The organism is Tardiphaga sp. 841_E9_N1_2, assembly GCF_051811065.1.
Taxonomy (GTDB): Bacteria; Pseudomonadota; Alphaproteobacteria; order Rhizobiales; family Xanthobacteraceae; genus Tardiphaga; species Tardiphaga robiniae.
The window spans coordinates 1,024,486-1,049,345 of sequence record NZ_JBPWQC010000001.1; the positions used below are offsets into that span (position 1 = coordinate 1,024,486).

The 24,860-nt window shown below is 62.5% G+C and carries 25 protein-coding genes; 16 read left to right on the forward strand and 9 right to left on the reverse strand.

Translation table 11 applies throughout. The features are described 5' to 3' along the window. Nucleotides 1-10 precede the first annotated feature (10 nt). From lpxD to lpxB, 5 genes are all read left to right on the forward strand, one after another. Nucleotides 11-1,096, forward strand: a complete 1,086-nt coding sequence (gene lpxD, locus AB8A50_RS04805; protein ID WP_439077036.1) for a UDP-3-O-(3-hydroxymyristoyl)glucosamine N-acyltransferase — start codon at nucleotides 11-13, stop codon at nucleotides 1,094-1,096. Continuing rightward, nucleotides 1,093-1,572 (forward strand): 3-hydroxyacyl-ACP dehydratase FabZ, encoded by a 480-nt coding sequence (gene fabZ, locus AB8A50_RS04810; RefSeq protein WP_439077037.1) that lies wholly within the window; start codon nucleotides 1,093-1,095, stop codon nucleotides 1,570-1,572. Before lpxD ends, fabZ begins: the two co-directional genes overlap by 4 nt. A 175-nt stretch (nucleotides 1,573-1,747) precedes the next feature. Next, nucleotides 1,748-2,551: an acyl-ACP--UDP-N-acetylglucosamine O-acyltransferase gene (gene lpxA / locus AB8A50_RS04815; RefSeq protein WP_439077038.1), complete on the forward strand. Its 804-nt coding sequence runs from the start codon at nucleotides 1,748-1,750 to the stop codon at nucleotides 2,549-2,551. A gap of 23 nt (nucleotides 2,552-2,574) precedes the next feature. Continuing rightward, a complete protein-coding gene (locus tag AB8A50_RS04820) occupies nucleotides 2,575-3,456 on the forward strand; it encodes an LpxI family protein (RefSeq protein ID WP_439077039.1) in 882 nt (293 codons plus the stop codon). After that, the gene (gene lpxB, locus AB8A50_RS04825; RefSeq protein WP_439077040.1) at nucleotides 3,453-4,607 is read left to right on the forward strand and encodes a lipid-A-disaccharide synthase; all 1,155 of its coding nucleotides are present in this window, start codon (nucleotides 3,453-3,455) and stop codon (nucleotides 4,605-4,607) included. Before AB8A50_RS04820 ends, lpxB begins: the two co-directional genes overlap by 4 nt. A gap of 88 nt (nucleotides 4,608-4,695) precedes the next feature. Here the strand turns inward: lpxB and gltA are convergent, their stop codons facing one another. Together gltA and gltX are read right to left on the reverse strand one after the other, a co-directional pair. After that, the gene (gltA, locus tag AB8A50_RS04830; RefSeq protein ID WP_089264726.1) at nucleotides 4,696-6,000 is read right to left on the reverse strand and encodes a citrate synthase; all 1,305 of its coding nucleotides are present in this window, start codon (nucleotides 5,998-6,000) and stop codon (nucleotides 4,696-4,698) included. A 154-nt stretch (nucleotides 6,001-6,154) separates the two neighbouring features. Beyond that, complete coding sequence (gene gltX, locus AB8A50_RS04835; protein ID WP_439077041.1) at nucleotides 6,155-7,579, reverse strand: glutamate--tRNA ligase; 1,425 nt, start codon at nucleotides 7,577-7,579, stop codon at nucleotides 6,155-6,157. A 199-nt stretch (nucleotides 7,580-7,778) separates the two neighbouring features. Here gltX and AB8A50_RS04840 point away from each other — a divergent pair, with 199 nt between their 5' ends. Next, nucleotides 7,779-9,449 (forward strand): glutamine--tRNA ligase/YqeY domain fusion protein, encoded by a 1,671-nt coding sequence (locus AB8A50_RS04840; protein ID WP_439077042.1) that lies wholly within the window; start codon nucleotides 7,779-7,781, stop codon nucleotides 9,447-9,449. Between the two features lie 102 nt (nucleotides 9,450-9,551). Beyond that, on the forward strand, nucleotides 9,552-11,834 hold the full coding sequence (locus AB8A50_RS04845) for a ComEC/Rec2 family competence protein (protein ID WP_439077043.1): 2,283 nt from the start codon (nucleotides 9,552-9,554) through the stop codon (nucleotides 11,832-11,834). A 17-nt stretch (nucleotides 11,835-11,851) separates the two neighbouring features. Here AB8A50_RS04845 and lexA read toward each other — a convergent pair whose 3' ends face one another. The 4 genes from lexA to AB8A50_RS04865 form a co-directional block, all read right to left on the reverse strand. Then, entirely contained in the window at nucleotides 11,852-12,574 is a 723-nt protein-coding gene (gene lexA / locus AB8A50_RS04850) for a transcriptional repressor LexA (RefSeq protein ID WP_068730850.1), read from the reverse strand. A 302-nt stretch (nucleotides 12,575-12,876) separates the two neighbouring features. After that, the gene (locus tag AB8A50_RS04855) at nucleotides 12,877-13,446 is read right to left on the reverse strand and encodes a GNAT family N-acetyltransferase (RefSeq protein WP_256461303.1); all 570 of its coding nucleotides are present in this window, start codon (nucleotides 13,444-13,446) and stop codon (nucleotides 12,877-12,879) included. Nucleotides 13,447-13,467: 21 nt separating this feature from the next. Next, a complete protein-coding gene (locus tag AB8A50_RS04860; protein WP_320444004.1) occupies nucleotides 13,468-15,825 on the reverse strand; it encodes an Orn/Lys/Arg decarboxylase N-terminal domain-containing protein in 2,358 nt (785 codons plus the stop codon). A gap of 158 nt (nucleotides 15,826-15,983) precedes the next feature. Beyond that, nucleotides 15,984-17,192, reverse strand: a complete 1,209-nt coding sequence (locus AB8A50_RS04865) for a molybdopterin molybdotransferase MoeA (protein ID WP_439077044.1) — start codon at nucleotides 17,190-17,192, stop codon at nucleotides 15,984-15,986. A gap of 99 nt (nucleotides 17,193-17,291) precedes the next feature. Between AB8A50_RS04865 and AB8A50_RS04870 the strand changes: the two genes are divergently transcribed. From AB8A50_RS04870 to AB8A50_RS04880, 3 genes are read left to right on the forward strand one after another with little or no spacing between them, the layout of a single operon-like run. Beyond that, nucleotides 17,292-17,591 (forward strand): hypothetical protein, encoded by a 300-nt coding sequence (locus AB8A50_RS04870; RefSeq protein WP_439077045.1) that lies wholly within the window; start codon nucleotides 17,292-17,294, stop codon nucleotides 17,589-17,591. A 57-nt stretch (nucleotides 17,592-17,648) separates the two neighbouring features. Beyond that, complete coding sequence (locus tag AB8A50_RS04875; RefSeq protein ID WP_089264725.1) at nucleotides 17,649-17,831, forward strand: CbtB domain-containing protein; 183 nt, start codon at nucleotides 17,649-17,651, stop codon at nucleotides 17,829-17,831. A 3-nt stretch (nucleotides 17,832-17,834) separates the two neighbouring features. Continuing rightward, nucleotides 17,835-18,560 (forward strand): CbtA family protein, encoded by a 726-nt coding sequence (locus AB8A50_RS04880; RefSeq protein ID WP_439077046.1) that lies wholly within the window; start codon nucleotides 17,835-17,837, stop codon nucleotides 18,558-18,560. Here the strand turns inward: AB8A50_RS04880 and AB8A50_RS04885 are convergent. After that, complete coding sequence (locus tag AB8A50_RS04885) at nucleotides 18,557-19,183, reverse strand: HAD-IA family hydrolase (RefSeq protein ID WP_439063774.1); 627 nt, start codon at nucleotides 19,181-19,183, stop codon at nucleotides 18,557-18,559. The genes AB8A50_RS04880 and AB8A50_RS04885 overlap by 4 nt on opposite strands. Nucleotides 19,184-19,427: 244 nt before the next feature. Then, the gene (locus AB8A50_RS04890; protein WP_439063775.1) at nucleotides 19,428-19,976 is read right to left on the reverse strand and encodes a MarR family winged helix-turn-helix transcriptional regulator; all 549 of its coding nucleotides are present in this window, start codon (nucleotides 19,974-19,976) and stop codon (nucleotides 19,428-19,430) included. A gap of 233 nt (nucleotides 19,977-20,209) precedes the next feature. Here AB8A50_RS04890 and AB8A50_RS04895 point away from each other — a divergent pair, with 233 nt between their 5' ends. From AB8A50_RS04895 to AB8A50_RS04920, 6 genes are all read left to right on the forward strand, one after another. Continuing rightward, entirely contained in the window at nucleotides 20,210-21,358 is a 1,149-nt protein-coding gene (locus tag AB8A50_RS04895; RefSeq protein WP_439079919.1) for a cytochrome P450, read from the forward strand. Nucleotides 21,359-21,365: 7 nt separating this feature from the next. Beyond that, complete coding sequence (locus AB8A50_RS04900; protein WP_175367077.1) at nucleotides 21,366-21,689, forward strand: 2Fe-2S iron-sulfur cluster-binding protein; 324 nt, start codon at nucleotides 21,366-21,368, stop codon at nucleotides 21,687-21,689. 67 nt (nucleotides 21,690-21,756) lie between these two features. Further along, complete coding sequence (locus AB8A50_RS04905) at nucleotides 21,757-22,971, forward strand: ABC transporter substrate-binding protein (protein WP_068730842.1); 1,215 nt, start codon at nucleotides 21,757-21,759, stop codon at nucleotides 22,969-22,971. A gap of 184 nt (nucleotides 22,972-23,155) precedes the next feature. Further along, nucleotides 23,156-23,332 (forward strand): hypothetical protein, encoded by a 177-nt coding sequence (locus AB8A50_RS04910; protein ID WP_439077047.1) that lies wholly within the window; start codon nucleotides 23,156-23,158, stop codon nucleotides 23,330-23,332. Between the two features lie 201 nt (nucleotides 23,333-23,533). Next, complete coding sequence (locus tag AB8A50_RS04915) at nucleotides 23,534-23,761, forward strand: hypothetical protein (RefSeq protein ID WP_439077048.1); 228 nt, start codon at nucleotides 23,534-23,536, stop codon at nucleotides 23,759-23,761. Nucleotides 23,762-23,857: 96 nt separating this feature from the next. Continuing rightward, nucleotides 23,858-24,316 (forward strand): hypothetical protein, encoded by a 459-nt coding sequence (locus AB8A50_RS04920; RefSeq protein WP_439077049.1) that lies wholly within the window; start codon nucleotides 23,858-23,860, stop codon nucleotides 24,314-24,316. A gap of 21 nt (nucleotides 24,317-24,337) precedes the next feature. Here the strand turns inward: AB8A50_RS04920 and moaC are convergent, their stop codons facing one another. Then, nucleotides 24,338-24,859 (reverse strand): cyclic pyranopterin monophosphate synthase MoaC, encoded by a 522-nt coding sequence (gene moaC, locus AB8A50_RS04925; protein ID WP_439077050.1) that lies wholly within the window; start codon nucleotides 24,857-24,859, stop codon nucleotides 24,338-24,340. Nucleotide 24,860: the final 1 nt, after the last annotated feature.

Consider the following 24,860-nt stretch of genomic DNA (forward strand, 5'->3'; position numbering starts at 1 on the left):
GACGGGTGGAATGGTTCTGCCGACGTTCTTCAAGCAATCGCCGTCGTTGACGCTGGCTGAAATAGCCGCGTCAACGAAGGCACGACTGGTCGATCCGACGCGGGCCGACCAGGTCGTGACTGGCGTATCCTCGCTCGACGAGGCGGGCCCCCATCACCTGACCTTCTTCGAAAATCTTCGCTACATCGACCAGCTCACCCACACCAAGGCCGGTGCCTGCCTGGTGAGCGAGAGCTTCAAGGGCGATATTCCGGCTCACGTAACGGTGCTGCGCGCCAAGCGGCCATTTGCGGCCTTCGTGGAATTGGCGCGCGAACTGCACGCGGACACGCTGCGTCCGGTCTCCGGCTTTGACATTACTGGCATCGCCGCATCCGCCGTCATCCATCCCTCTGCTCAGCTCGAGGATGATGTTACGGTGGATCCGCTGGCCGTGATCGGCCCGGATGTGGAGATCGGTTCCGGCACCATCATCGGCTCTGGCGCGGTGATCGCCGCCGGGGTCAAGATTGGCCGCGACTGCAATATCGGCGCTGGCAGCACGCTACAGTTCACACTGATCGGCAACAACGTACTCGTTCATCCCGGCTGCAAGTTCGGCCAGGACGGCTTCGGCTTCGTGTTCGGCCGGGACAAGCACATCAAGGTGCCGCAGACCGGCCGTGTCCTGATCCAGAACGACGTCGAGATCGGCGCCGGCACCACCATCGACCGCGGCAGCCTGCGCGATACCGTGATTGGCGAGGGAACCAAAATCGACAATCAGGTCCAGATCGGCCACAATGTGACAATTGGACGGCACTGTGTGATCGCTGCGAAATGTGGCCTTGCGGGCAGCCTGACCATCGGCGACAACGTCGCGCTGGGCGCCATGGTGGGCCTCAACAATCACATTACGATTGGCGATGGCGCGCAGGTCGCGGCAATGGCCGGAGTGAAAGACAGCATTCCGCCGCGCGCGCGGTGGGGTGGCATCTTTGCCCGGCCGACCAAGCAATGGTTCCGCGAGATCCTCGCGGTTGAGAAACTCGCCCGCGAGAGCATGCCGGGAACGGATGCGACGACGCAGGATACGAAAGACGAGGGGCGGGAATGAGCCAGGATTTACCAAGCGATGGCGCATCGCCGATCATCATCGAGACGGTCGACATCAACACCATCCTCAAGACCCTTCCGCATCGCTATCCGTTTCTTCTGATCGATCGTGTTGTCAACATCCGCAAGGACTTCAGCGGCATTGGTATCAAGAACGTCACGATCAACGAGCCGGCTTTCCTGGGACATTTCCCGGATCGCCCGGTCTATCCTGGCGTGCTGATGATCGAAGGCATGGCGCAGACCGCCGGCGTGATCGGCATTGCGTCGGTCGAAGGCACGGAAAAGCCGCGCGCCGTGTATTTCCTGACCATCGACAAGTGCAAATTCCGCAAGCCGGTGATGCCAGGCGATACCATCGAGTATCATCTGCATCTGATCGGCAAGAAGAAAGCCATGTGGTGGTTCCACGGCGACGCCAAGGTAAATGGCGTCACCGTTGCCGAGGCCGATGTCGGCGCGATGCTGACAGACTGATTGGCACCTACCTGTATGCGATGATGCCATCGAAGACCTCGGTGGCATCATGCGTTTGTAAGTCATGGTACGAGACGTGTCGTAACAGATCGCAATCAGACGTCACTGGACAGGCTCGGGAACCCGCGTTAACCAACGGAAAAACCTACTTGATGGCTGGGATTGGACTGTTTCGATGAGCAAGATCGACCCGACGGCGCGGATCGAGGATGGTGCTGTCATTGGCGAGGGCGCCGAAATCGGACCCTTCTGCATCATCGGACCGCATGTCACGATCGGTGCAGGCACGAAGCTGCTGTCGCATATCAACGTGACGGCGCAGACGACCATCGGCGAGAATTGCACGATCTATCCGTTCGCCTCGTTAGGCACGCCTCCGCAGTCGCTCAGCTACAAAGGCGAACTGACCAGACTGACCATCGGCAATGGCTGTACCATCCGCGAGTCCGTGACCATGAATGCCGGTACTGTCGCCGGCGGTGGCATCACGTCGGTGGGCGATCGCGGTTACTTCATGAACTGCGCCCATGTCGGCCATGATTGCCACGTCGGCAATGACGTGATCTTCGCAACCTCGGCAACGTTGGGCGGTCATTGCGAGATCGGCGATTTCGTTTTCATGGGCGGGCTGTCGGCCGTACACCAGTTCACCCGCATCGGCTCGCAGGTTATGGTTGGCGGCATCTGCGGCGTGCGGGGCGACATCATCCCGTTCGGGCTCGTGAATGGCCAGTATGCGGCGCTGGAAGGCCTCAACATCATCGGCATGAAGCGCCGCAAATTCACGAAGGAGCGCGTTGCCGCCGTGCGCTCGTTCTATCAAAAGCTGTTCCATGGCGCGGGCGTCTTCGCCGAGCGGCTCGAGCGCGTGCAGCCCTTGGCGAATGACGATCCGGCGATTGCAGAAATCCTGACATTCATCGCGGGCGCCAAGCACCGCGCACTGTGTCTGCCCGAGGATAGCAAGAACAACTCTTGAGTTCGGGTATCGCGGGGCGAAGCATGACTGACCAGGCTCAAATACAGCACCCGCAATCACATCCGCCGATAGGCTCGCCGTTCGGCATCATCGCCGGCGGCGGCTCACTGCCCTTCGCCGTCGCGGACTCGCTGCAGGCGCGTGGCATCAAGCCTGTCGTGTTCGCGCTGAAGGGGTTCTGCGATCCGGCGCTGGTGGCGCGATTTCAGCACTACTGGATTCCCATCGGTCAGTTCGGCCGTTTGCTGAAGCTGATGCGCAGCGAAAATTGCCGGGATCTCACGTTCATCGGCACGCTTGTGCGGCCGGCAATCTCCGAGATCAGGCTGGACTGGGCAACGCTTCGCGTAATGCCGAAAGTGTTTCGCGCGTTTCGCGGTGGTGACGATCACTTGCTGACGAGTATCAGCCGCCTGTTCGAGCATGAAGGTTTTCGTCTGCTGGGGATCAAGGACGTCGCGTCCGATGTGCTGATGCCGGAAGGCAGCGTGACGCGTGCCGTACCGGATCAAGATGCTGAAGCCGATATCGCGCGTGGGCGCGACGTCCTGCGCGCCTTGAGCCCGTTCGATATCGGCCAGGCGACCGTGGTGATCGACGGCCATGTGGTGGGAATCGAAGATATCGAAGGCACCGATGGATTGCTGGCACGCGTGGCGCTCTTGCGTGAACAGGGACGTATTCGCGCCAAGGCAGGACGAGGTGTGCTGGTGAAGGCGCCGAAGAGCGGTCAGGATCTGCGTTTCGATCTGCCGACATTGGGGCCGCGGACCATCGAGCGGGCTGCAGCCGCGAAGCTCGCCGGCGTCGCCATCGTTGCAGGCAATACGATCGTCGCCGAACCGCAGCAGATGATTGTCGCCGCTGATGCCGCAGGTCTTTTCGTGACGGGACTGCCGACGTGACGAAGACGATCTATCTCATCGCCACCGAAGAATCCGGCGACCGTCTCGGTTCCGCGCTGATGAAGGTACTGCGCCAGCGGCTCGGCGACGATGTGCGCTTCGAAGGCGTCGGTGGTTCGTCGATGGCACGAGAAGGTCTGCAGTCACTGTTTCCTATCGAAGAGCTTTCCATCATCGGCCTTGCCGCGGTCGTCCGGAAATTGCCGTCGATCCTGAAGCTCATCACGCGCGCGACCGAGGACGTCTTGCGGGCCAGACCCGACGTGCTGGTCATCATCGACAGCCCGGACTTCACCCATCGCGTCGCCAAGCGTGTGCGCCAGCGCGATCCCTCCATTCCCGTCGTCAACTATGTGTCGCCAACGGTGTGGGCGTGGCGGCCGGGGCGCGCGAAGGCGATGCGCGCTTATGTCGACCATGTGCTGGCGCTGCTGCCGTTCGAGCCGGAGGCCCATCAGCGGCTCGGCGGACCGCCATGTACCTATGTCGGTCATCCCCTGATCGAGCAGATCGATGCGCTGCGTCCCAATGCGGACGAGCAGGCGCGTCGCGAAACGAAGCCGCCGGTATTGCTGGTGTTGCCGGGTAGCCGTCGCAGCGAGATCCGTCATCACATGGCAACGTTCGGCGCGACGCTCGATCTGCTGCAAAAGCAGGGCACGCAATTCGAACTGATCCTGCCAACCATGCCACATCTCGTTGAGGTCATCGCCGAAGCGCTCAAGGCGTGGCCGGTGCAGCCGCGGATCGTTGTGGGTGAAACAGAAAAGCGCGCGGCGTTCCGCATCGCGCATGCGGCCTTCGCCAAATCGGGGACGGTGACACTGGAGCTTGCATTGTCGGGCGTGCCGATGGTTACAGCCTACAAGGCCGGCAGCGTCGAGGCCTGGATCATCCGCCGCCGCATCACCTCATCGTCGGTCATCCTGGCCAATCTGGTGATCGGCGAGAACGTGATCCCTGAATTCATCCAGGAAGACTGCACGCCGGAGAAGCTCGCGGCGTCGTTGCAAGAGGTGCTGGCAGACACACCCATGCGGCGGCGTCAGGTCGAAGCGCTGGCGCGGCTCGACGGGATCATGGCGACGGGTGAGGCGTCGCCGAGCGTCGGTGCGGCCAATGTCGTGCTGGCCACCATGCGGAAGGGTTGAAGACCTCAGTTCAAGAGATTGCAGCGTAACAAGAACGGCGGATCTCGCGATCCGCCGTTTTGATTTCCGCACTCTGCGAAACGATGTCTTAGGCGCGCTTGGCGATATCCACGTAGTCGCGGCGGGCAGCACCCGTATAGAGCTGGCGCGGACGGCCGATCTTCTGCTGCGGATCGCCGATCATCTCGCTCCACTGGCTGATCCAGCCGACGGTGCGGGCGACCGCGAACAGCACGGTGAACATCGAGGTCGGGAAGCCCATCGCCTTCAGCGTGATGCCCGAATAGAAATCGACGTTCGGGTACAGCTTGCGGTCGATGAAGTACTGATCCGACAGCGCGATCTTCTCGAGCTCCATGGCAACGGCGAGCATCTCGTCGCCACCGTGACCGGTTTCCTTGAGAACTTCGTGGCAGGCCTGCTGCATCAGCTTGGCACGCGGATCGTAGTTCTTGTAGACGCGATGACCGAAGCCCATCAGGCGGACGCTCGAATTCTTGTCCTTCACCTTGGCGATGAATTCCGGAATCTTGTCGACGGTGCCGATCTCGGCGAGCATCTGCAATGCGGCTTCGTTGGCGCCGCCATGCGCCGGACCCCACAGGCAGGCGATGCCGGCGGCGATGCAGGCGAACGGATTGGCGCCCGACGAGCCGGCGATGCGGACCGTTGAGGTCGATGCGTTCTGCTCGTGGTCAGCGTGCAGCGTGAAGATCTTGTCCAGCGCCTTGGCGAGCACCGGATTGACCTTGTATTCCTCGCACGGCACGGCGAAGCACATCTTCATGAAGTTCGCTGCGAAGTCGAGCGAGTTGGTCGGATACACGAAGGGCTGACCAATCGTGTACTTGTAGGCCATCGCCGCGAGCGTCGGGATCTTGGCGATCATGCGGATCGACGCGATGTCGCGCTGCTTCGGATCGTTGATATCAGTTGAGTCGTGGTAGAACGCGGCGAGGGCGCCAACCGACGCGACCATCACGGCCATCGGATGCGCGTCGCGGCGGAAGCCCTGGAAAAAGCGGCTCATCTGGTCGTGAACCATGGTGTGGTTCGTGACCAATGCGTCGAACTTTGCCTTCTGCGCCTTGGTCGGGAGTTCCCCGTACAGCAGCAGATAGCAGGTCTCGAGGAAGTCCCCCTTCTCGGCGAGCTGCTCGATGGGGTAGCCGCGGTATTCGAGGATACCGGCATCGCCATCAATATAGGTGATCTTGGACTGGCAGCTGCCCGTCGACGTGAAGCCGGGATCGTAGGTGAACATCCCGGACTGGGCGTAGAGCTTGCCGATGTCGATGACATCAGGGCCGACGGTCCCGCTGTGGATCGGCAGTTCGAAGCTCTTGCCGTCGACTGTCAGCGTTGCGGATTTGGTATTGGTTTTTGCGTCCATCGCGTGGTCCCCGATGAGATCGTTGAGGGGCCGGCAAGCCACCGACATTTCAGGAGAAATGGGGAGGCTAGCCGGGAATTCCAGAGCATTCGCCAGAATGCGTAGCGTATTGCTGTGTGCGCTGCAAGGCGGGCAAAAGCAGCCTACAGCTATGCTAAATAGATGCCTGATCGGCGAGCCGGTCCAGGCATTCCTGCCGTCCCAATACCGCCAGAACATCGAAAATGCCGGGCGATGTGGTCTTGCCGGTCAACGCCACGCGAAGCGGTTGCGCGACTCCGCCAAGCTTGATGCCGGCTTCCTCGGCAAAGGCGCGGGTAGCGGCTTCGGCATTTGCTGCGGTCCAGTCGGTGACGGCTTCCAGTGCCGTGCGCAACTTGCCGATCAACACACGGGTTTCCGGCGTCAGCGCGGCCTGCGCCTTGGGCTCCATCGCCAGTGGGCGATCGGCAAAGATGAAATTGGCGCCGTCGATCAGTTCGATCAGCGTCTTGGCACGTTCCTTCAGGCCGGGCATGGCGCGCAACAGCTGGGCGCGCGTGGTGTCGTTGAGCTTCGCCTTCAGTTCGGGGCCGCCGGGCACGTAATTCAGCACGTCCTCGAACATGGTCACGAGGGATTGATCGTCGGTGTGACGGATGTAGTGACCGTTGAGATTTTCGAGCTTGGCGAAATCGAAGCGCGCGGCGGAACGGCCGATCCCCGACAGGTCGAAGGCGTCGATCATCTCCTGGGTCGAGAAGATTTCCTGATCGCCATGGCTCCAGCCAAGCCGCACCAAGTAATTCCGTAGAGCGGCCGGCACATAGCCCAGCGCGCGATAGGCCTCGACGCCGAGCGCGCCGTGGCGCTTTGAGAGTTTCGAGCCATCGGGTCCGTGGATCAGCGGAATATGCGACATGCTCGGTACGGTCCAGCCGAGCGCGTCGTAGATCTGCTTCTGGCGCGCGGCGTTGATCAGGTGGTCGTCGCCGCGGATCACGTGCGTCACGCCCATGTCATGGTCGTCGACGACCACCGCCAGCATATAGGTCGGATTGCCGTCGCCGCGCAGCAGCACGAGGTCGTCGAGGTTCTCGTTCTGCCAGACCACACGGCCCTGCACCTGATCCTCGATCACGGTCTCGCCGGTGAGCGGGGCCTTCAGGCGGATCGTCGGTTTGACGTCGGGGCGCGGATCCGACGGATCACGGTCGCGCCACAGCCCGTTATAGAGCTTGGACTTGCCCTCGGCGCGGGCGATCTCGCGCATCTGCTGCAGCTCCTCGGCCGAGGCGTAGCAGTAATAGGCCTTGCCCTCGGCGAGCAGCTGTTCGGCGACTTCGCGGTGACGGCCGGCACGGGCGAACTGGAAGACGGTGTCGCCATCCCATTCGATGCCCAGCCACTTCAACCCGTCGATAATGGCGTCGATCGCAGCATCGGTGGAACGCTCGCGGTCCGTATCCTCGATCCGCAGCAGCATCTTGCCGCCGGTCTTCTTGGCATACAGCCAGTTAAACAGCGCGGTGCGTCCACCGCCGATGTGGAGGAAGCCGGTCGGCGAGGGGGCGAAACGGGTAACGACGGGAGCGGTCATATCAGCGGGTTCGATCGATTTCGGTGTGAGTGTTGGCGGGCGTTTATCACAACGACAGGGCGCTGTCTCACGGCGAATAAATGCGGATTTGGGGTCGGAACCGCATCGGAAAAGGCCCTTTCGCGGGACCCGGCCCCTGATCCGGCCTTGGCGCGGCCTTCCGGATTTGGCACATAGGGCGCAGCTTGAAAGGCAGAAAATGACAGACGAATCGGTATCCGACGCAGGCCGTGACTTCATCCGCGACATCGTTGCGGCGGACCTGCAATCCGGCAAGCACAAGAGCGTGGTGACGCGCTTTCCGCCGGAGCCCAACGGCTACCTGCATCTCGGCCATGCCAAGTCGATCTGCCTGAATTTCGGCGTTGCCGAGGAATTCGGCGGCCACTGCAACCTGCGTTTCGACGACACCAATCCGACCAAGGAAGAGCAGGAATATATCGACGCCATCCAGCGCGACGTCCGCTGGCTCGGCTTCGACTGGGGCGAGGGCAATCTGCACTACGCCTCGGACTATTTCGAGCAGCTCTATGACTGGGCGGTACACCTGATCCGCGCCGGCAAGGCCTATGTCGATGACCAGTCGCAGGAAGAAATCCGCTTTAAGCGTGGCACCCTGACGGAGCCCGGCCAGAACAGCCCGTTCCGCGACCGTTCGGTTGATGAGAATCTGGATCTGTTCGCGCGGATGCGCGCCGGCGAATTCCCGAACGGCGCCCGCGTGCTGCGCGCCAAGATCGACATGTCGTCGGGCAACATCAACCTGCGCGATCCCGTGATCTATCGCATCCTGCATGCGCATCATCCGCGCACGGGCACCGCCTGGAGCATTTATCCGAGCTACGACTTCGCGCACGGTCAGTCGGACGCGATCGAACACGTGACGCATTCGATCTGCACGCTCGAATTCGAGGATCACCGGCCGCTTTACGACTGGTGCCTGGAAAACCTGCCGGTGCCATCGCGGCCGCATCAGTATGAATTCGCGCGCCTCAACATGACCTACACGCTGCTGTCGAAGCGCGTGCTGACCGAACTTGTCCGCGGTGGCCATGTCACGGGCTGGGACGATCCACGGATGCCAACGCTGGCCGGCCTGCAGCGCCGCGGCATTCCTGCCGAAGCACTGCGCGAATTCGTCAAGCGCATCGGCGTCGCCAAGGCCAACTCGACCGTCGATATATCGATGTTCGATTTCGCCGTGCGCGAGACACTGAATCGCACGGCGCAGCGCCGCATGGCGGTGCTGAAGCCGCTGAAGGTGGTGATCGAGAACTACCCGGAAGGACAGACCGAGCAGCTCGAAGCCATCAACCATCCCGATGATGCGTCGCTTGGCAACCGGCAGATTTCATTCGGCCGCGAGCTCTACATCGAGCATGACGACTTCATGGAAGAGCCGCCGAAGAAATTCTTCCGCATGGCGCCGGGCCGCGAGGTGCGCTTGCGGTACGGCTATTTCATTACCTGCAAGGACGTGGTGAAGAATGCCGCCGGCGAAGTGGTCGAATTGCGCTGCACCTATGATCCGGAAACCCGGGGCGGCAATGCGCCGGACGGCCGCAAGGTCAAGGCGACGATCCATTGGGTGAGCGCCGCAGATGCCGTGCAGGCGGAAGTACGCGTCTACAATCAGCTGTTTGCCGATCCGCAGCCCAATGCGACCGAGTTCGCATCACAGCTCAATCCGGACTCGCTGGAGACGCTGACCGGCGCCATGCTGGAGCCGGCGCTGGCGAGCGACAACACAAGCGATGTCGTGCAGTTCGAGCGCCAGGGTTACTTCTGTCGCGACAAGGATTCAGCGCCGGGCAAGCTGATCTTCAACCGCACCGTCGGTCTGCGCGACAGCTACGCCAAGCTCGCTTGAGCAACCCTAGAGATTAGTTTTCGTATTCTGCATCCGTTCCGCTAGTCGCCGCTTGCCCTTCCGATAGCATTCGGAAGGACAAGCTTGGCGTGCGGGCGTTCGATGGCGCGGGGCGGGGATCAGCAACAGCGGCGGGGCAGATCCGGCACGGCGACCACATGGCCGCCGCCGGCCACGGCAGGCGTCGCTGTCCCGTCACCGACGTCATCAACGTCGGGCTTCGAGACGCTCTGGACGTGGGTGCGGGCCGAAGCGGGTCCCGGTCGCTTGCTGCCCTGGGTGCCGATCGCTTTCGGCACCGGCATCGCGCTGTATTTTGCCGCTGAGCATGAGCCGGTGGCCTGGGTTGCCGCTGCGACGGCTGGCCTTCTTTGCGTGGCTGCGTTTTTGCTGCGGCGACAACGATGGTTTCCCTTGATCTTGCTCATTGCGGCCATCGCGGCCGGCTTTGCGATGGGGGCCATGAAAACCGCGCGCGTGGCTCATGAGGTTCTGGCGAAGCCGCTCTATTCCGTCGCGCTTACCGGCTTCGTCGAAACGCACGAGGAACGGGAGCGCACGGATCGCTTCGTGCTGCGCGTTGCCACGATGGACAGCCCGCGCGCCGCACCGAAGCTCGCCCGTGTGCGGCTGTCGGTGAAGAAGGGCACGGCGCCTGTCGTCGGCAGCTTCGTCGAATTGAAGGCAAGGCTGCAGCCGCCGCTGTCGCCGCTCCGGCCAGGGAGTTACGACTTTGGCCGCGATCTGTATTTCCAGGGGATCGGCGCATCAGGCTTCGTGATGGGCGGCATTAAGGCGGTCGATCCGCCGATACAGCCGGGTGTGGCGCTACGCTATTCAGCGACCATGCAGGGTCTGCGCGACGCCATCGACGCGCGGATCCGCACCGTGCTCTCGGGCGATAGCCGCGCCATTGCCACGGCGCTGCTCACGGGCCGCCGCGATGCGATTTCGGCTGACGTCAATGATGCGATGTTCATCTCCGGCCTCGGTCATGTGTTGTCGATCTCTGGCTATCACATGGCCGTTGTCGCCGGCGTGGTGTTCTTTGCGATACGCGCACTGCTGGCACTGATCCCTGTCCTGACGGTGACATTCCCGATCAAGAAAGTCGCAGCGGCTGCGGCGTTATTCGCAGCACTGTTCTATTTGCTGCTGTCAGGTGCCGAAGTCGCGACACAGAGATCCTTTTTCATGACGGCCGTTGTGTTGATGGCAGTCATGGTCGATCGCCGGGCGGTGACGTTCCGTACGCTGGCGGTGGCAGCAATGGTTGTGCTGATCGTGGCGCCGGAAGCACTGGTGCATCCGAGTTTTCAGATGTCATTCGCGGCGACGCTGGGGCTGGTCGCATTGGTGCAGATAGGCATGCCCGCGCTGTTTGCCTCGCCCGATCATTCCGCGACCGCGCGCGTGGCGCTATGGGGCGGACGCGAGATCGCGATGCTCGTACTGGCTTCGCTGGTCGCGGGCCTTGCCACCACGCCCTATGCCGCATTTCATTTCCATCGCGTCACGCCTTATGGCGTCGTCGCCAATCTCCTGGCGATGCCGGTGGTCTCGGCACTGGTTATGCCGACGGGTATTCTCGGTTTGGTGGCCATGCCGTTTGGCTTTGACGGTGTGTTCTGGCGGCTGATGGATGTCGGCATCCAGTGGATGATTGTCGTCACGCAATGGGTGGCAGCCTTGCCCGGCGCCATCGGCCGGATGCCGGCCTTCGGGACGGGACCGCTGATATCAGCCAGTATCGGCATCATCGTGCTGGGATTGCTGCGCACGCCGTTGCGCCTCGCAGGGCTTGGTGTGCTTGCGCTCTCGATTGTCTGGGCGTTGCTGGTCAAGCAGCCGGATGTCCTGATTTCGGGTGACGGTCACAGCGTTGCGGTACGGGGCAGGGAGGGGCGCCTGCATATGATGCGCAGCGCCAAGGATGCGTTTCTCGCGAAGGAGTGGCTTGCCGGTGATGCCGACGCCCGGCTGCCAACGGATGCCTCCCTCAGCCACGGTGTGTCCTGCGACCGCGACGGGTGCATCGCGGCGCTGGCCGATGGCGCTTTGGTGGCGCTGGTTTTACAGCCGGATGCATTCACAGATGATTGCGAGAAAGCGGCACTCATCATCACAACGAGACAATCGCCGAGGGATTGCAGGGCGCTGGTGATCGATCAGGATCGCTTGCAACGAAATGGTGCGGTGAGCCTGCAGCGAACCGCGAACGGCTTTACCATCGATGCCGTGCGCCCGCGTGGCCTGGACCGCCCGTGGTCGCGCGCCATCCCCGATGAGCCCCAGCACGATCTGATCCAGAACAGTCGCACGCCACAAAACCGGCCGGTGGATGCGACGCCAGCGGAAACCGATCTTCAACCCGAAGATCAGTAATCCGCCGAGGCGCAATCTCAGTAGCGGCGATACAGGCCGATCAGCTTGCCCTGAATGCGCACCCGGTTGGGCGGCAGGATGCGGACCTCGTAGGCGTCGTTGGCGGGCTCCAGCGCGATCGACGCGCCGCGGCGGCGGAAGCGCTTCAACGTGGCTTCCTCGTCGTCGATCAGGGCCACCACGATGTCGCCGGTGTCGGCGCTCTCGTTGCGCTGGATCAGCACGGTATCGCCATCGAGAATGCCGGCGTCCTGCATGGAATCGCCGCGCACTTCGAGCGCGTAATGTTCGCCGGAGCCGAGCATGTCCGCGGGCATGCTGATGGTGTGGCTGCGGGTCTGCAGCGCCTCGATCGGCGTACCGGCCGCGATTCGGCCCATGACCGGGATAGCAACCGTGCGGCCATTGTCATCATCACCGCTGTTGCTGGCGATGCTGGCGGCCGAACGCACCTTGCCAAGCGTGCCTTCGATGACGCTGGGCGTGAAGCCGCGGCGCCCGGTGCCGCCGGTGACCGGCGCGCCGAGCTCTGGCAGCTTGATGACTTCGATGGCACGGGCGCGGTTGGGCAGACGGCGTATGAAGCCGCGTTCTTCCAGCGCCGTGATCAGACGATGGATGCCGGACTTCGAGCGCAGGTCGAGCGCATCCTTCATCTCGTCGAAGGAGGGCGGGACGCCGGCTTCCTTCAGCCGTTGATCGATGAATCGCAGGAGTTCGTATTGTTTGCGCGTGAGCATCTGAAGCCATCCTCAGTTGACGGTGTCGGCCGCCGCGTGCGTTTAAAAGGGCCTTCGAACGGTGAGCCTCAATCCAGAGACGATCGTTCGAAGATCGGTTGCGCGAGTTCGGGCACTCTCAAACTACTCAAAGCCACAGAATCTCGAAACAAATCATGAACGAACACTATATGTTCCATATGTGTTCTGCAATGCTTAATTTGCCGTCAACAGAACGCACGTTGAGTGAGGTTTGAGGAGGCTGTTCCTCACCAGTCGTCGATCCTCGACGGACATGGAAAATGCTTCCGCGGTCGCTTGGGCTACGCGGACGTCACGCGCCCAATGGGCGGCGGCGGAGTCGTGGAGCCGGTCGCCAGCGAGCGCTGAACCATGATCGTGTCGGCCCAGCGGCCGGAGCGATAGGCGACGCCGGGCAGCAAGCCGACGCGGGCAAAGCCGAAGCTCTCATGTAAGCCGAGCGAGGCCGTGTTGTCGGCATCGATATAGCCGATGATCTGCCGGAAGCCGGCCGCCGCGCAGACATCGATCAACTCGCGCATCAACAGCCGGCCGATGCCCCGGCCGACATGTCCGTGGTGGATATAGATCGAATGCTTGACCGTGTAGCGATAGGCCGGTCGCTTCCGAAACAGCACCACATAGGCGTAGCCGACGACCTCGCCGCCTTGCGTGGCGACGAGATGCGGGAACCGTTTGCTGCGCAGGTTCTTGCGCCGGTCTCTGAGATCGTCGGGCTGCGGCGTGTCGGCGTCGCTGACGCCTTCCTCGACGCCTTGCCGGATGTGCCGGCGATAGATCGCCAGCATGGCATCGACGTCGGTGTCGCGTGATGGTCGGATGACGACCGGCTGTTCGAGTTCCGTTGGCAAATCAGGCTCCTTACGTGCTCCCTATTCGGAGACCACGTAAGTGTAAAGTCGGATCCGGCCATTGGCGTCGACCTTGCGGTAGATGCCCTGGATTTCGACGTCGAAGCCCGGGAAGGTGTTGAAGCAGGTCTCGAACATCCTGAGATAATCGATCATCGGCTTTGACCGTTCGGTGAGCCGTTCTCCGGGGACGATCGTGGCGATGCCGGGCGGGTAGACCACGAACGGCGTCGTCGCGACGCGCCCGAAGATCTCATCGATCGGGAGGTAATCGACGTCGTTGCGCACCAGACAGCGCGCGGCATCATGGGGTGACATGGCAATCTCCGGCAGATGGTCAGCGGAGAATTGCCTGGTCTGAAGTTCGCTCACATTGGCCTCGCGGAAGAACCGGTGCATGTCGCCGCATAGATCCCTCAGGCGTATGCCCGCGTAACGCGCGGGCCTGCGCCGTGCGAATTCCGGGATGACGTCTTCGAGCAGGGCGTTGTCGTCATGAAGCTTCTTGAAGGCGACGAGGCCCGATATCAGCGTGCCGGCCTTGCTGGCTTCCACGCCGGGCGTCAGCAGGAAGAGCAGCGAGTTGAGATCGTTCTTCTCCGGCACGATGCGATTTTCGCGCAGGAACTGCGCGACCACGGGCGCGGGGATGCCGTGTTCCGCATAGCCGCCGGTGGTGCGGTCGAAGCCGGGTGTCAGCACCGTCAGCTTGTTGGGATCGGTCATGGTGAAACCGGCTTCCATGCCGGGGAAGCCATGCCAAGCGGCGTCAGGCGCGAGCTGCCAATAAGCCGGATTGGTGGCGAGCTGGTCAGTGCCGATGCTTTCCCAGGGCACATTGTGAACAGCACCTTCGCTGGCTGCGTCGGGAATCGCGACGCGCTCGGGCACGAAGGGTTCGAAGAACCAGCGACGCTCGGCGCGGGTTTCCTTCTCCTCGAATTCGCGGCGGACGGCGCGCATCTTCTTGCGCAGTTCGATGCCCAGCCGGATCGTGTCGTCCCACAACACTTCGCCAGAGCGGCCTTTCATCATCTGCGCGCCGACATCCAATGATGCGAACAGCGGGTAGAACGGCGAGGTCGAGGCGTGCTGCATAAAGCTTTCGTTGAAGCGCCGGTGCTCGACGCGGCGCTTCTGGCCGCGGATGTGGCGATCCTTCATGTGGATCTGCGACGCCTGCGAGAAGCTCGCGAGCTGCTTGTGGGTCGACTGCGTCGCGATGATACCCGGCGAATCCGGGCCGAGGTCCTTGAGCCCCATGGCGAAGCGGCCGGCATAGAGCGGGTGGAATTTCATGAAGCCCGCCCAGGCCTCGTCGAACAGGATATAATCGCAGAGATGGCCGATGCGCGCGATGATCATCTCGGCGCTGTAGATGGTGCCGTCATAGGTGCACTGTTCGACCACGGCGACGCGGAACGGGCGTGGACGCTTCCAGGCCTCGGGATCCGTGACCAGCGGATTGATACGGATGCGCTCGCGCAGCGCGTCCTCGTCGAGCGCATCCCAGTTCATCGGGCCGATCAGGCCCCAGGGATTGCGCGTCGTCGGCACATAGATCGGCACACCGCCTGAAATCATCAATGCGCCGTGCAAAGCCGCCTTGTGGTTGTTGCGATCGAACAGCACCAGGTCGCCATCGGTGACCAGAGCCGATAGCGCGACCTTGTTGGAGGTCGAGGTGCCGTTGAGCACGAAGTAGGTCTTCTCCGCGCCAAAAATCTGCGCGGCTTCCTTCTGCGCCTGCAAAGCAGGGCCCTCATGAGTCAGCAGATCGCCGAGATCGAGCACCGAATTGTCGAGGTCGTCGCGAAACACGGCTTCGCCGAGATGTTCCATGAACACGCGGCCGATCGGGCTGCGGCTGTAGAACACGCCGCCATTGTGGCCCGGGCAGGTCCAGAGCTGGTTGCCTTCCTCGGCATAGTCGACCAAAGCGCCGAAGAACGGCGTCTTCAGCGTCTCCGCATATTGCTTGAGGCGGCTGATGAGGTTCTTGGCGATGAAGGGTGGGGTTTCCTCGGACAGGAACACATAGCCGTCGATGAAATCGAGCACCTCGACCGGGACGTCTTCAAACCGCTTGCGACGGATCAGTAGGATGATGGGGAAGTCGAGGCCCCGTTTGCGCATCAGGTTGATCAGCGCCGCGGTCTTGCCTTCGAGGCCCTTCTTGCCCCAGTCGACCACCATGCAGCCGATCGCCGCGTCGGTCTGGACCGCGATCGTGGCGTCTTCGAGCTTGCGCGCCTTGACGACCTCGAAGCCGGAACGCTCGATCTCATCGACGATCTGATTGAGGCGAATGCCCTCGAGATCGTCGGCGTCGAATGTTGGCATCGCAAACAGGAAATTGAAGCGTTTGAAATAGTCCATTTGTGCACCGATCTTGTTTCGCAGCGATGTCTCGCTGCGTTACGTGACAATTCAGTGACTGAAGCCGCGTTAAGGTATCTCAGCCAGAAAAAAGCTCAGAGAACATGCCGCGCGGCGGAAGTTCCGGTGGCCCGGCATCCCATCGCGCATCTCGGCCTTTAAACAGGCAGTCGCATGATCGCGCAGGAATCACCAGCGGCGGCGGCGGGAGCGAATGGCTTGCGGATCAGAAGTCCTTCGGCGACAGCCAGATTTCCCAGTAGCGACGAGTCCTGCTTGATGACCGGCGTCGCCACGACGGTGCCGTCGGCCCGGGTCTCGAGGCGCGTGCGCAGATAGTCCTCGCGCTGGTCGTTGGCGGCGAGGTCGCGGCCGAGCACCGCGGGTTCGAGCGTGTGAGCGACCTCGTTTCGGCCGGACAGCGCGCGCAGCAGTGGCACCATGAACAGGAAGCCGCAGACATAGGACGAGACGGGATTGCCGGGCAGGCCGATGACCCGCATGCTCTGCCGGCGTCCGTGCATCATCGGCTTGCCCGGCCGCATGGCGATGCGCCAGAACGCCATCTCGACGCCGGCATTGATCAGGGATTGCTGCACGAGGTCGTGGTCGCCGACCGACGCGCCGCCGGTGGTGATCAGCACGTCCGCCTTCAGATCGATCGCGCGCTGAATGGCCGATGTGGTCGCCTCCAGCGTGTCGACGGCGATGCCGAGATCGATCACCTCGGCGCCTTCGGCACGGGCCAGTGCACGCAGCGCGAAGCCATTGGAGAGCACGATCTGGCCGGGGCCGGGGACCGCGCCGGGCATGACCAGTTCGTCGCCGGTGGCGAGCACCGCAACGACCGGCCGTCGCCGCACGGGCAGTGACGGATGGTTCATCCCGGCAGCAAGCGCCAGGTCGCGATCGGTAAGGCGGGTGCCGGCGCGCAGCAGCACATCGCCTTCGTTGAAATCGACGCCAGCCGGGCGGATATGTTTGCCGGAAATTGCAGCTTCGTTGATCCCGACGACGTCACCTTCGCGCGTTGTGTCTTCCTGGATCACCACGGCATCGGCGCCAGCGGGCAGCACGCCGCCGGTGAAGATTCGCAGGGCTTCGCCGGTCTGCAGCGGGCGGTCGAACGGCTTGCCTGCGGCGATCTCGCCGATGACGCGGAGCTTGGCGCCCAGTGTCGCATCGGCGGCGCGCACGGCATAGCCGTCCATCGCTGACATGGGCTCCGGTGGTTGCGTTCGCCGCGAAGCGATGTCGCGGGCGAGCACGCGGTGGAACGCGTCTTCCAGCGGCACCATCTCCTCAGGCAGCGCATCGGCGCCCGCGAGAATCGCGGCCATGGCATCGGTAACCGGCATCAGGGCCATCGCGGGGATCTCCGGCAGTGTGGGCGCCCGTCATAGCGGAGAGCGGGAGCGGACGCAAAACCACAGCCGCTTTGGCAGGGCAGGGAAACACGATAGTCATTGGCGATCATGACCGACAACCACGCCGCAACCGACGATGAAGCGCCTGTCTGGCGGGCGGATGTCGATGCGCTGGCATTCCGGCCGTCCGGCCATCGCGGGCTGTGCATGGTGCACCGTCATGCGTTCCGGACGCTGCTCCGGCGTTACCCGTCGCCGGAGGACTGCGCGGCCTATTTCCGCGACCACAGAGAAGTGTTCCAGGCGGCGGCCGGCGCCAAGCTGGTGCGTGCGCCGGTGGCGGCAGATGCGAACTTTCATCTGACCAGCCGGGATCTCGCCCGCGCGATGCAAAATTAACGGTCGCGCCACCGGTGCAACTCGGCTAAATTGACCGTCTATTTTGCGAGGATTCCGATGCAACAGACCCAGACCGCCCAGATCTCCGCCGTCACCACTGACGTCAACGTCGTCGTGCAGGCCGTTCTGGCCATGGCGCTCGGTCTGTTCATCGTCGGCGTGGTCGGCTTCTCGCATATCAGCGCCGTCCACAATGCGGCCCATGACACGCGCCACGCCAACGCATTCCCCTGCCACTGAGACATGTCCATCTTCAGGTCGATCGTTTTCTCGGCAGCGCTGGCTGGCGTGATCACTGGCGCTGCCATCACCGGCGCCCAGATGGTCGGGACCATTCCCCTGATCCAGAAAAGCGAAGTTTATGAGCGCAAGGCGGAAGCGCCGGCTGCTGTTGCGCCGACGGCTGCCGCGCAGCCCGCCCATACGCACGACCATGGCGCCGCCGCCCATAGTCATGAGGCCGAATGGGAGCCCGCCGAGGGCTTGCAGCGCAATGCCTTCACCACCGGCGCCAATATCCTGACGGCTATCGGCTTCGCGTTGCTGCTGGCCGGCATCTTCGCGCTGCGCGGCCGGGCCGTGGGTTGGCGGGAAGGGCTGTTCTGGGGCCTTGGCGGTTTCGTTGTCTTTACGGCGGCGCCCGGCCTCGGCCTGCCGCCGGAATTACCGGGAATGCCTGTCGCCGACCTCACCCTGCGCCAGACCTGGTGGATCGGCACTGCCTGCGCCACTGCGGCGGGGCTCGGCCTGCTGGTGTTCCGCAAGGCGTCATGGGCCGCCATTCTCGGCCTTGGCCTGATCATCCTGCCGCATCTGATCGGAGCCCCGCTGGCGCCCGCTGGCCATACGGATGTCCCGGAAGCCCTGTCGCACAGTTTCGTCGTTGCAGCGGTCCTGACCAGCCTGCTGTTCTGGGCACTGCTCGGCGTCCTCACCAGCATCGCCTTCCAGCGCATCTCGCGGACCTAAAGCCCGAGTGCCTTGAGCGCCTCGGCGACCGATGTCGGCGAGGTGACGTGAACGGCCTGCAATCCGCAAGCACGGGCGGCCTCGATATTGTCGGCAAGATCGTCGAAGAACACGATGCGGTCGGCGGGGATGCCGATTTCCGCGATGACGTGCTCATAGGATTTTGCATCGGGCTTGCGAAGCCCGATCGAGGACGACAGAAACACCGTGCGGAAGTGACTGAGCAGATCGGCATGGTGTTCCGAGAAATGCGTGACATGCGCGACATTGGTGTTTGAGAACGCGTAGAGCGGCCAGCGCTTCGAGGCATGCGCGAGGAGTTCGGCGATGCCCGGCATCTCCCCGACGAAGATCGCATTCCAGCCTTCGAGAAATTGTGCCGGCGTCAGATCGATACCGAGCGTGTCGTGCAGATGCGCAAAGAATGCGTCGTCGGAAATCTCGCCGCGCTCGTGTCGCATATAGACGTCGCCGCGCGCAAACCGGCTCACGATGTCGTCCGGTGTACACTGCGCGTAGTCCGACCAGACCTTCAGCACGCGCGTGAAATCGATATCCAGCACGACGCGGCCGAGATCAAACAGCAGGGCGTCTGCGGAATTTGGCGTAAGCGACATCGTCATCTGTATCTTTTGGCTCAACGATTGAACATGTGCGGCGCAGGTTAGCGGATGGTGGCAGAAAATCCTTGCCTCCGCGTGACAAACCGCCCCGATATTTCTGTTGCCTAGGCAACTAATTCGTGAGAGCCTTTCCAAAGAGGGCGCTACTTAGAGCAGTCAACTGCCGGGCCCTGCAGGGAGAGAAACGATGGTGGACCGCTTGTGCGGGACGGCGATTGATGACGCGCGAGTAACGCGTGGTGGTCTAGCCGGTTACCGCGCCGAGATTGCCGTGAATGCGTCGCAGCAAGTCGATCAGCACTTCGCGTTCGCTTTCATCCAGACAGGACAGCAGCTTTCGCTCGCGTTCCAGCGCGGTCACGATGACGGCGTCATGGGTCGTGCGACCCTTCGTGGTCAGCGTAATCGAATGGGTGCGTGCGTCGTCCGGGTCGGCGTTGATGGCGACCAGGCCGCGCTCTTCCAGCATGGCAAGCGTGCGGCTGACCGGTCCCTTGTCGAAGCCGATGACGTGGCAGATGCGCGAGGCGGGAATGCCGGGCTCGATGGCCAGCAGCGACATGATGCGCCACTCGGTGACATTCACGCCAAAGCGCTTCTGATAGAGCGCGGTCGCGTTGCGCGACAGCTTGTTCGCAATGAAGGTGATGAAGGCCGGCACATAGCGCTCGAGATCGAGCAACTGCCCGCCTTTGGAAGCTGGCGCTCTCGCGGCGACAGTCCTGACATTGACCTTTGTCGCTTTCGCCTTGGCGGGCTTTCGAACCGTTTTTCCCGATCCATTCTTGCTCATGCACCACGATCCTGCCTGCCAGCGTGACGTCGTCGAAATCGGCGAGATCACGTGGTCCTGAGGAATAGAGACACGCAGCCGCAATTGCCAACAAGAAAATATGGGAGATTCACATGGTTGCCACGGTCACGACGGCATCGCCCCACACCCCGCCGGTGCTGTCCTTCGGCGGAGCCCTGCCGAACGACTTATCGTCTCAGCCCGTCGTCCACCTCGACGTCGATCCCTTCGCTATGGACTTCTTTGCCGATCCTCACCCCACCCACGAGGTGCTGCGTGAAGCCGGGCCCGTGGTGTATCTCGACAAATGGAACGTCTACGCGGTCGCGCGCTATGCCGAAGTTCATGCAGTCCTGAACGATCCCGCGACGTTCTGCTCGAGCCGCGGCGTGGGCCTCAGCGACTTTGCCAGGGAGAAGCCGTGGCGCCCGCAGAGCCTCATCCTCGAAGCCGACCCGCCGGCGCATACGCGCACGCGCGCGGTGCTCAACAAGGTCCTGTCACCCGCGGTGATGAAGCAACTGCGCGATGGCTTCGCTGCGGCGGCCGATGCCAAGGTCGACGAACTGCTGGAGCGGCGTAGTTTCGACGCGGTCGCGGATCTTGCCGAAGCCTACCCACTCTCGGTGTTCCCCGATGCGATGGGACTGCAGAAGGAGGGCCGCGAAAACCTGCTGCCTTATGCCGGTCTTGTCTTCAATGCCTTCGGTCCGCCGAACCAGCTGCGCCAGGACGCGATCGAACGCTCGGCGCCGCATCAGGCCTATGTCGCCGCGCAATGCCAGCGCGACAATCTCGCGCCCGGCGGTTTCGGCGCCTGCATCCATGCGCGGGTCGACACCGGCGACATCACCGCCGACGAGGCGCCGCTGCTGGTGCGCTCATTGCTGTCGGCAGGGCTGGACACGACGGTGAACGGTATCGGCGCTGCCGTTTATTGCCTGGCGCGCTACCCGCAAGAATTCGCGCGGCTGCGCAGCGACCTGTCGCTGGCGCGCAATGCTTTCGAGGAGGCCGTGCGTTACGAAAGCCCGGTGCAGACCTTCTTCCGCACCACGACCCGCGATGTCGAGATCAGCGGTTGCCATGTCGGTGAGGGCGAGAAGGTGCTGATGTTCCTGGCCGCCGCCAACCGCGATCCGCGCCGCTGGGCCGATCCCGAACGCTACGACATCACCCGCAAGACGTCCGGCCATGTCGGATTCGGCTCCGGCATCCATATGTGCGTCGGCCAGCTCGTGGCGCGTCTGGAGGGTGAGGTGATGCTCTCCGCACTGGCGCGCAAGGTCGCGTCAATCGAGATCACCGGCGAGGTCAAGCGCCGTTACAACAACACGCTGCGCGGGCTCGAAAGCCTGCCGGTCACCTTCACGCCTGCCTGAGGATTCCATGCCGAGCATTACGTTCATTCATCACGACGACCGTGCCGAGACAGTCAGCGCCAATGACGGCGATAGCGCCATGTATACGGCGCTGCTGCATGGCATCGACGGCATCACGGGCGAATGCGGTGGCGGCGCGGTCTGCGCCACCTGCCACGTCTATGTCGACGACAGCTGGCTGGGCAAAGTTGGCGCAGTCGGTGCCGACGAGGATGAGTTGCTGGAAGGTGTCGCCAGCGAGCGGCTGCCGAACAGCCGGCTGTCGTGCCAGATCAAGATCACCGAGGCGCTCGATGGCCTCGTGCTCCGGCTGCCGGAGCGACAGGTATAACTCGCAAGCAAGACCGCGACCGGCAACGTCCGGACCCGCGCAATCAAGGTAGAGGGGAGAGACGACAATGAAGGGCTTGAAGACAGTTTTGGCTGCTGCGGCATCCTGCGTGATGGCGACGGCAGTCCAGGCGCAGGTGTCCGACGATGTGGTGCGGGTCGGTGTGCTCAACGATATTTCCGGCGTGTTCCAGGACACCAACGGCATGGGCTCGGTGGAAGCCGCGCGGATGGCCGCCGAGGATTTCAATGGCGGCGGCAAGAATATCAAGGTCGAGATCGTCTATGCCGACCATCAGAACAAGGCGGATGTCGGCTCCGCCATCGCGCGCAAATGGCTCGATGTCGAAAAGGTCGATGCCATCGTCGACGTGCCGAATTCATCGGTGGGTCTCGCCATCAACAATATCGCCCGCAACACCAAGATGACGTTCCTGGCCTCGTCGACAGCGACCTCGGACCTGACCGGCAAGGACTGTTCGCCGAACACCATCCAGTGGGTCAATGACGCATGGGCCACCGGCAACACCACCGCAGCGGCGATGATGCAGCGGGGCGGTGACGACTGGTACTTTCTCACGGTGAATTACGCGCTGGGGCAGGGCATCGAGGCCGAAGCCACCAATTACATCACGAAGAACGGCGGCAAGGTGCTGGGGTCATCGAAGCACCCGCTCGGCACCTCCGATTTCGCCTCGCTCTTGCTGCAGGCGCAGAGCTCCAAGGCCAAGGTGATCGGTCTGGCTAATGCCGGCGCGGATGCCATCAATGCGGTCAAGCAAGCTGGTGAGTTTGGCATGCAGGATGGCCCGCAGAAGCTGGTCGCGTTCCTGATCTTCATCAATGACGTTCACGGCATGGGCCTGAAGACCGCGCAGGGCCTGTTGCTGACGGAATCCTTCTACTGGGACATGGATGATGACACCCGCGCCTTTGGCAAACGCTTTGCGGCGCGGCCGGGCATGAACGGCAAGATGCCGAGCGCCAATCAGGCGGGCGTCTATGCCTCCACGCTGGCCTATCTCAATGCCGTAGCCGCCAAGGGCAGCGACGATGCCAGTGTCGTCGTACCGCAGATGAAGACCTTCAAGGGCAAGGACAAGCTGTTCGGTGAGGTCACGATCCGTGCCGATGGCCGCGTCATCCACCCGATCTACCTGTTCGAGATCAAGAAGCCGGCAGAGTCGAAGGGGCCGTATGACTATTACAAGCTGCTCTCGACCATCCCTGCCGAAAAGGCGTTCCGGCCGATGGCCGAGGGTGGTTGTCCGATGATCAAGTAGCCTGTCGCGCATCGATACCGGCAACATCAGTCGTTCCCGGTATCGATGTGGGGCCAGTTGCGGGAATTGGCGGACCGGTAGGTAACTTGCTGCTCCGCAGAAAATACATGCGGGCTATTTCAAACCTAAAAGGCTATTCCACGTACCTAATGACATCGAAACCCTTTGATTTAAAGGATTTGGAATGTCGATTGTTGTTGGATTGATGGTCTTGCTGCTGCCGCCTGCAGCGTGGTTGCTGGTCAAACGATATGAGCGTCATCTCGATGCGCAGATCGGGCCGTGGATCGTCAGCGAGATGAAGCCGCAGCGCAGCCGGCAGCGTCTCCTGCGCGAGCACCGTGATGACAGCGATCGCTGAAATCCGCCCCTATTCAGGTTACCGCAAAACTTACAACGCGCGCGTAACTAAGTAGTGCGCATTCACACTTGGCCTCGTCCTGCTTGGTAGTGCTGATCCCGCCACGAGCACCAGCCCGGATGTCTCATCCGTCCGGTTGGTCGCTTGATCTGGCCCGGGACCGCCGCCAAACACCCCCCATGTCGCGCGCGGTCCCGGTTATTGTTCGTAAACAAGATCGATGACGGCGCAGGATCGCGATTTCGCAGTGATGACGCGCTCTGGGACCTTCATGAGAAATTGCGCGTCGTGCTGGTCGCAAAGATGGTTGCGCGGCGACAGCAGTTCGATAAGCGCCTGCGCGATCTCGAACAGTTCGCGATTTTGTCGAAGCGTGCTGTCGCAGCATTGCGGTCGATGGCCGAGGGTGGTTGTCCGATGATCAAGTGACGGCCACTTGTTCGATGTCGCTGGCGATCATCGGGAATAATTTGCGGCAACCGGTGTTCTGAGGATGGGGGCCCACACCTGCGACAGGAGTGTGCCATGCTCAGGAAAATGTTGATCGGACTTGCCACAATTGCGGCCATCGGCATGACGTCCGTGCCGATAGATGCTTCCGCCCGCGGCGGCGGGGGCGGCCACTGCGGTGGTGGCGGGCACGGGGGCGGTTTCCACGGTGGTGGCGGTTTTCACGGAGGTGCCTTCCACGGAGGTGGCTTCCGCGGCGGCGGTATGGCCATGGGCGGCCTGCGCGGCGGCGGGCTCGGTGCAACTCGTTTCGTCGCTATGCCCGGCGGAGCACGCTTCGCCGGCATGTCCAATCGAGGCTTCCATCACTTTGGTCACCACAATCGCCACTTCCGGAATTTCGCCCCATTTGTGATCGGATTCGGTTCGTCCTACGCCTATGCGGGCTATCCCTATTACGACAACTGCTATGACGTTATACGGGTGCGGACTTATCACGGTTGGCGATGGCGGCGCGTGTATGTCTGCGGCTGACGCCAGGCGACCGCGGAGTATTCAATTCGCGGCGTTGTCCGTCACCAGATAGTGCCCGGACTTGCCGCCCTTTTTCTCGACGAGGTGGATGCCCTCGATGCGGACACCGCGCTCGACGGCCTTGATCATGTCGTAGATCGTCAGGCATGCGACGGAGACGGCCGTCAGCGCTTCCATCTCGACGCCAGTGGGGCCCGTGACCTTAACCGACGCATGTACGCGGCAGCCTGGCAGTTTCTTGTCGGGCGAGATGTCCAGCGTGACTTTGGATAGCGCCAGCGGATGGCACAGCGGGATCAGATCCGATGTGCGCTTTGCCGCCATGATGCCGGCGATACGCGCCGTGCCGAGCACATCGCCCTTCTTGGCATTGCCGGAGACGATCATGTCGAGCGTCGCCTTGCTCATGATCACCAGACCTTCGGCCACCGCGATGCGTTCGGTCGCCGGTTTCTCCGACACATCGACCATGCGGGCTTCGCCCGAGGAATCGATGTGGGTGAGGGCAGGGGCCTGCTTCGATTTTTTCGTCTTGCCGGCCATG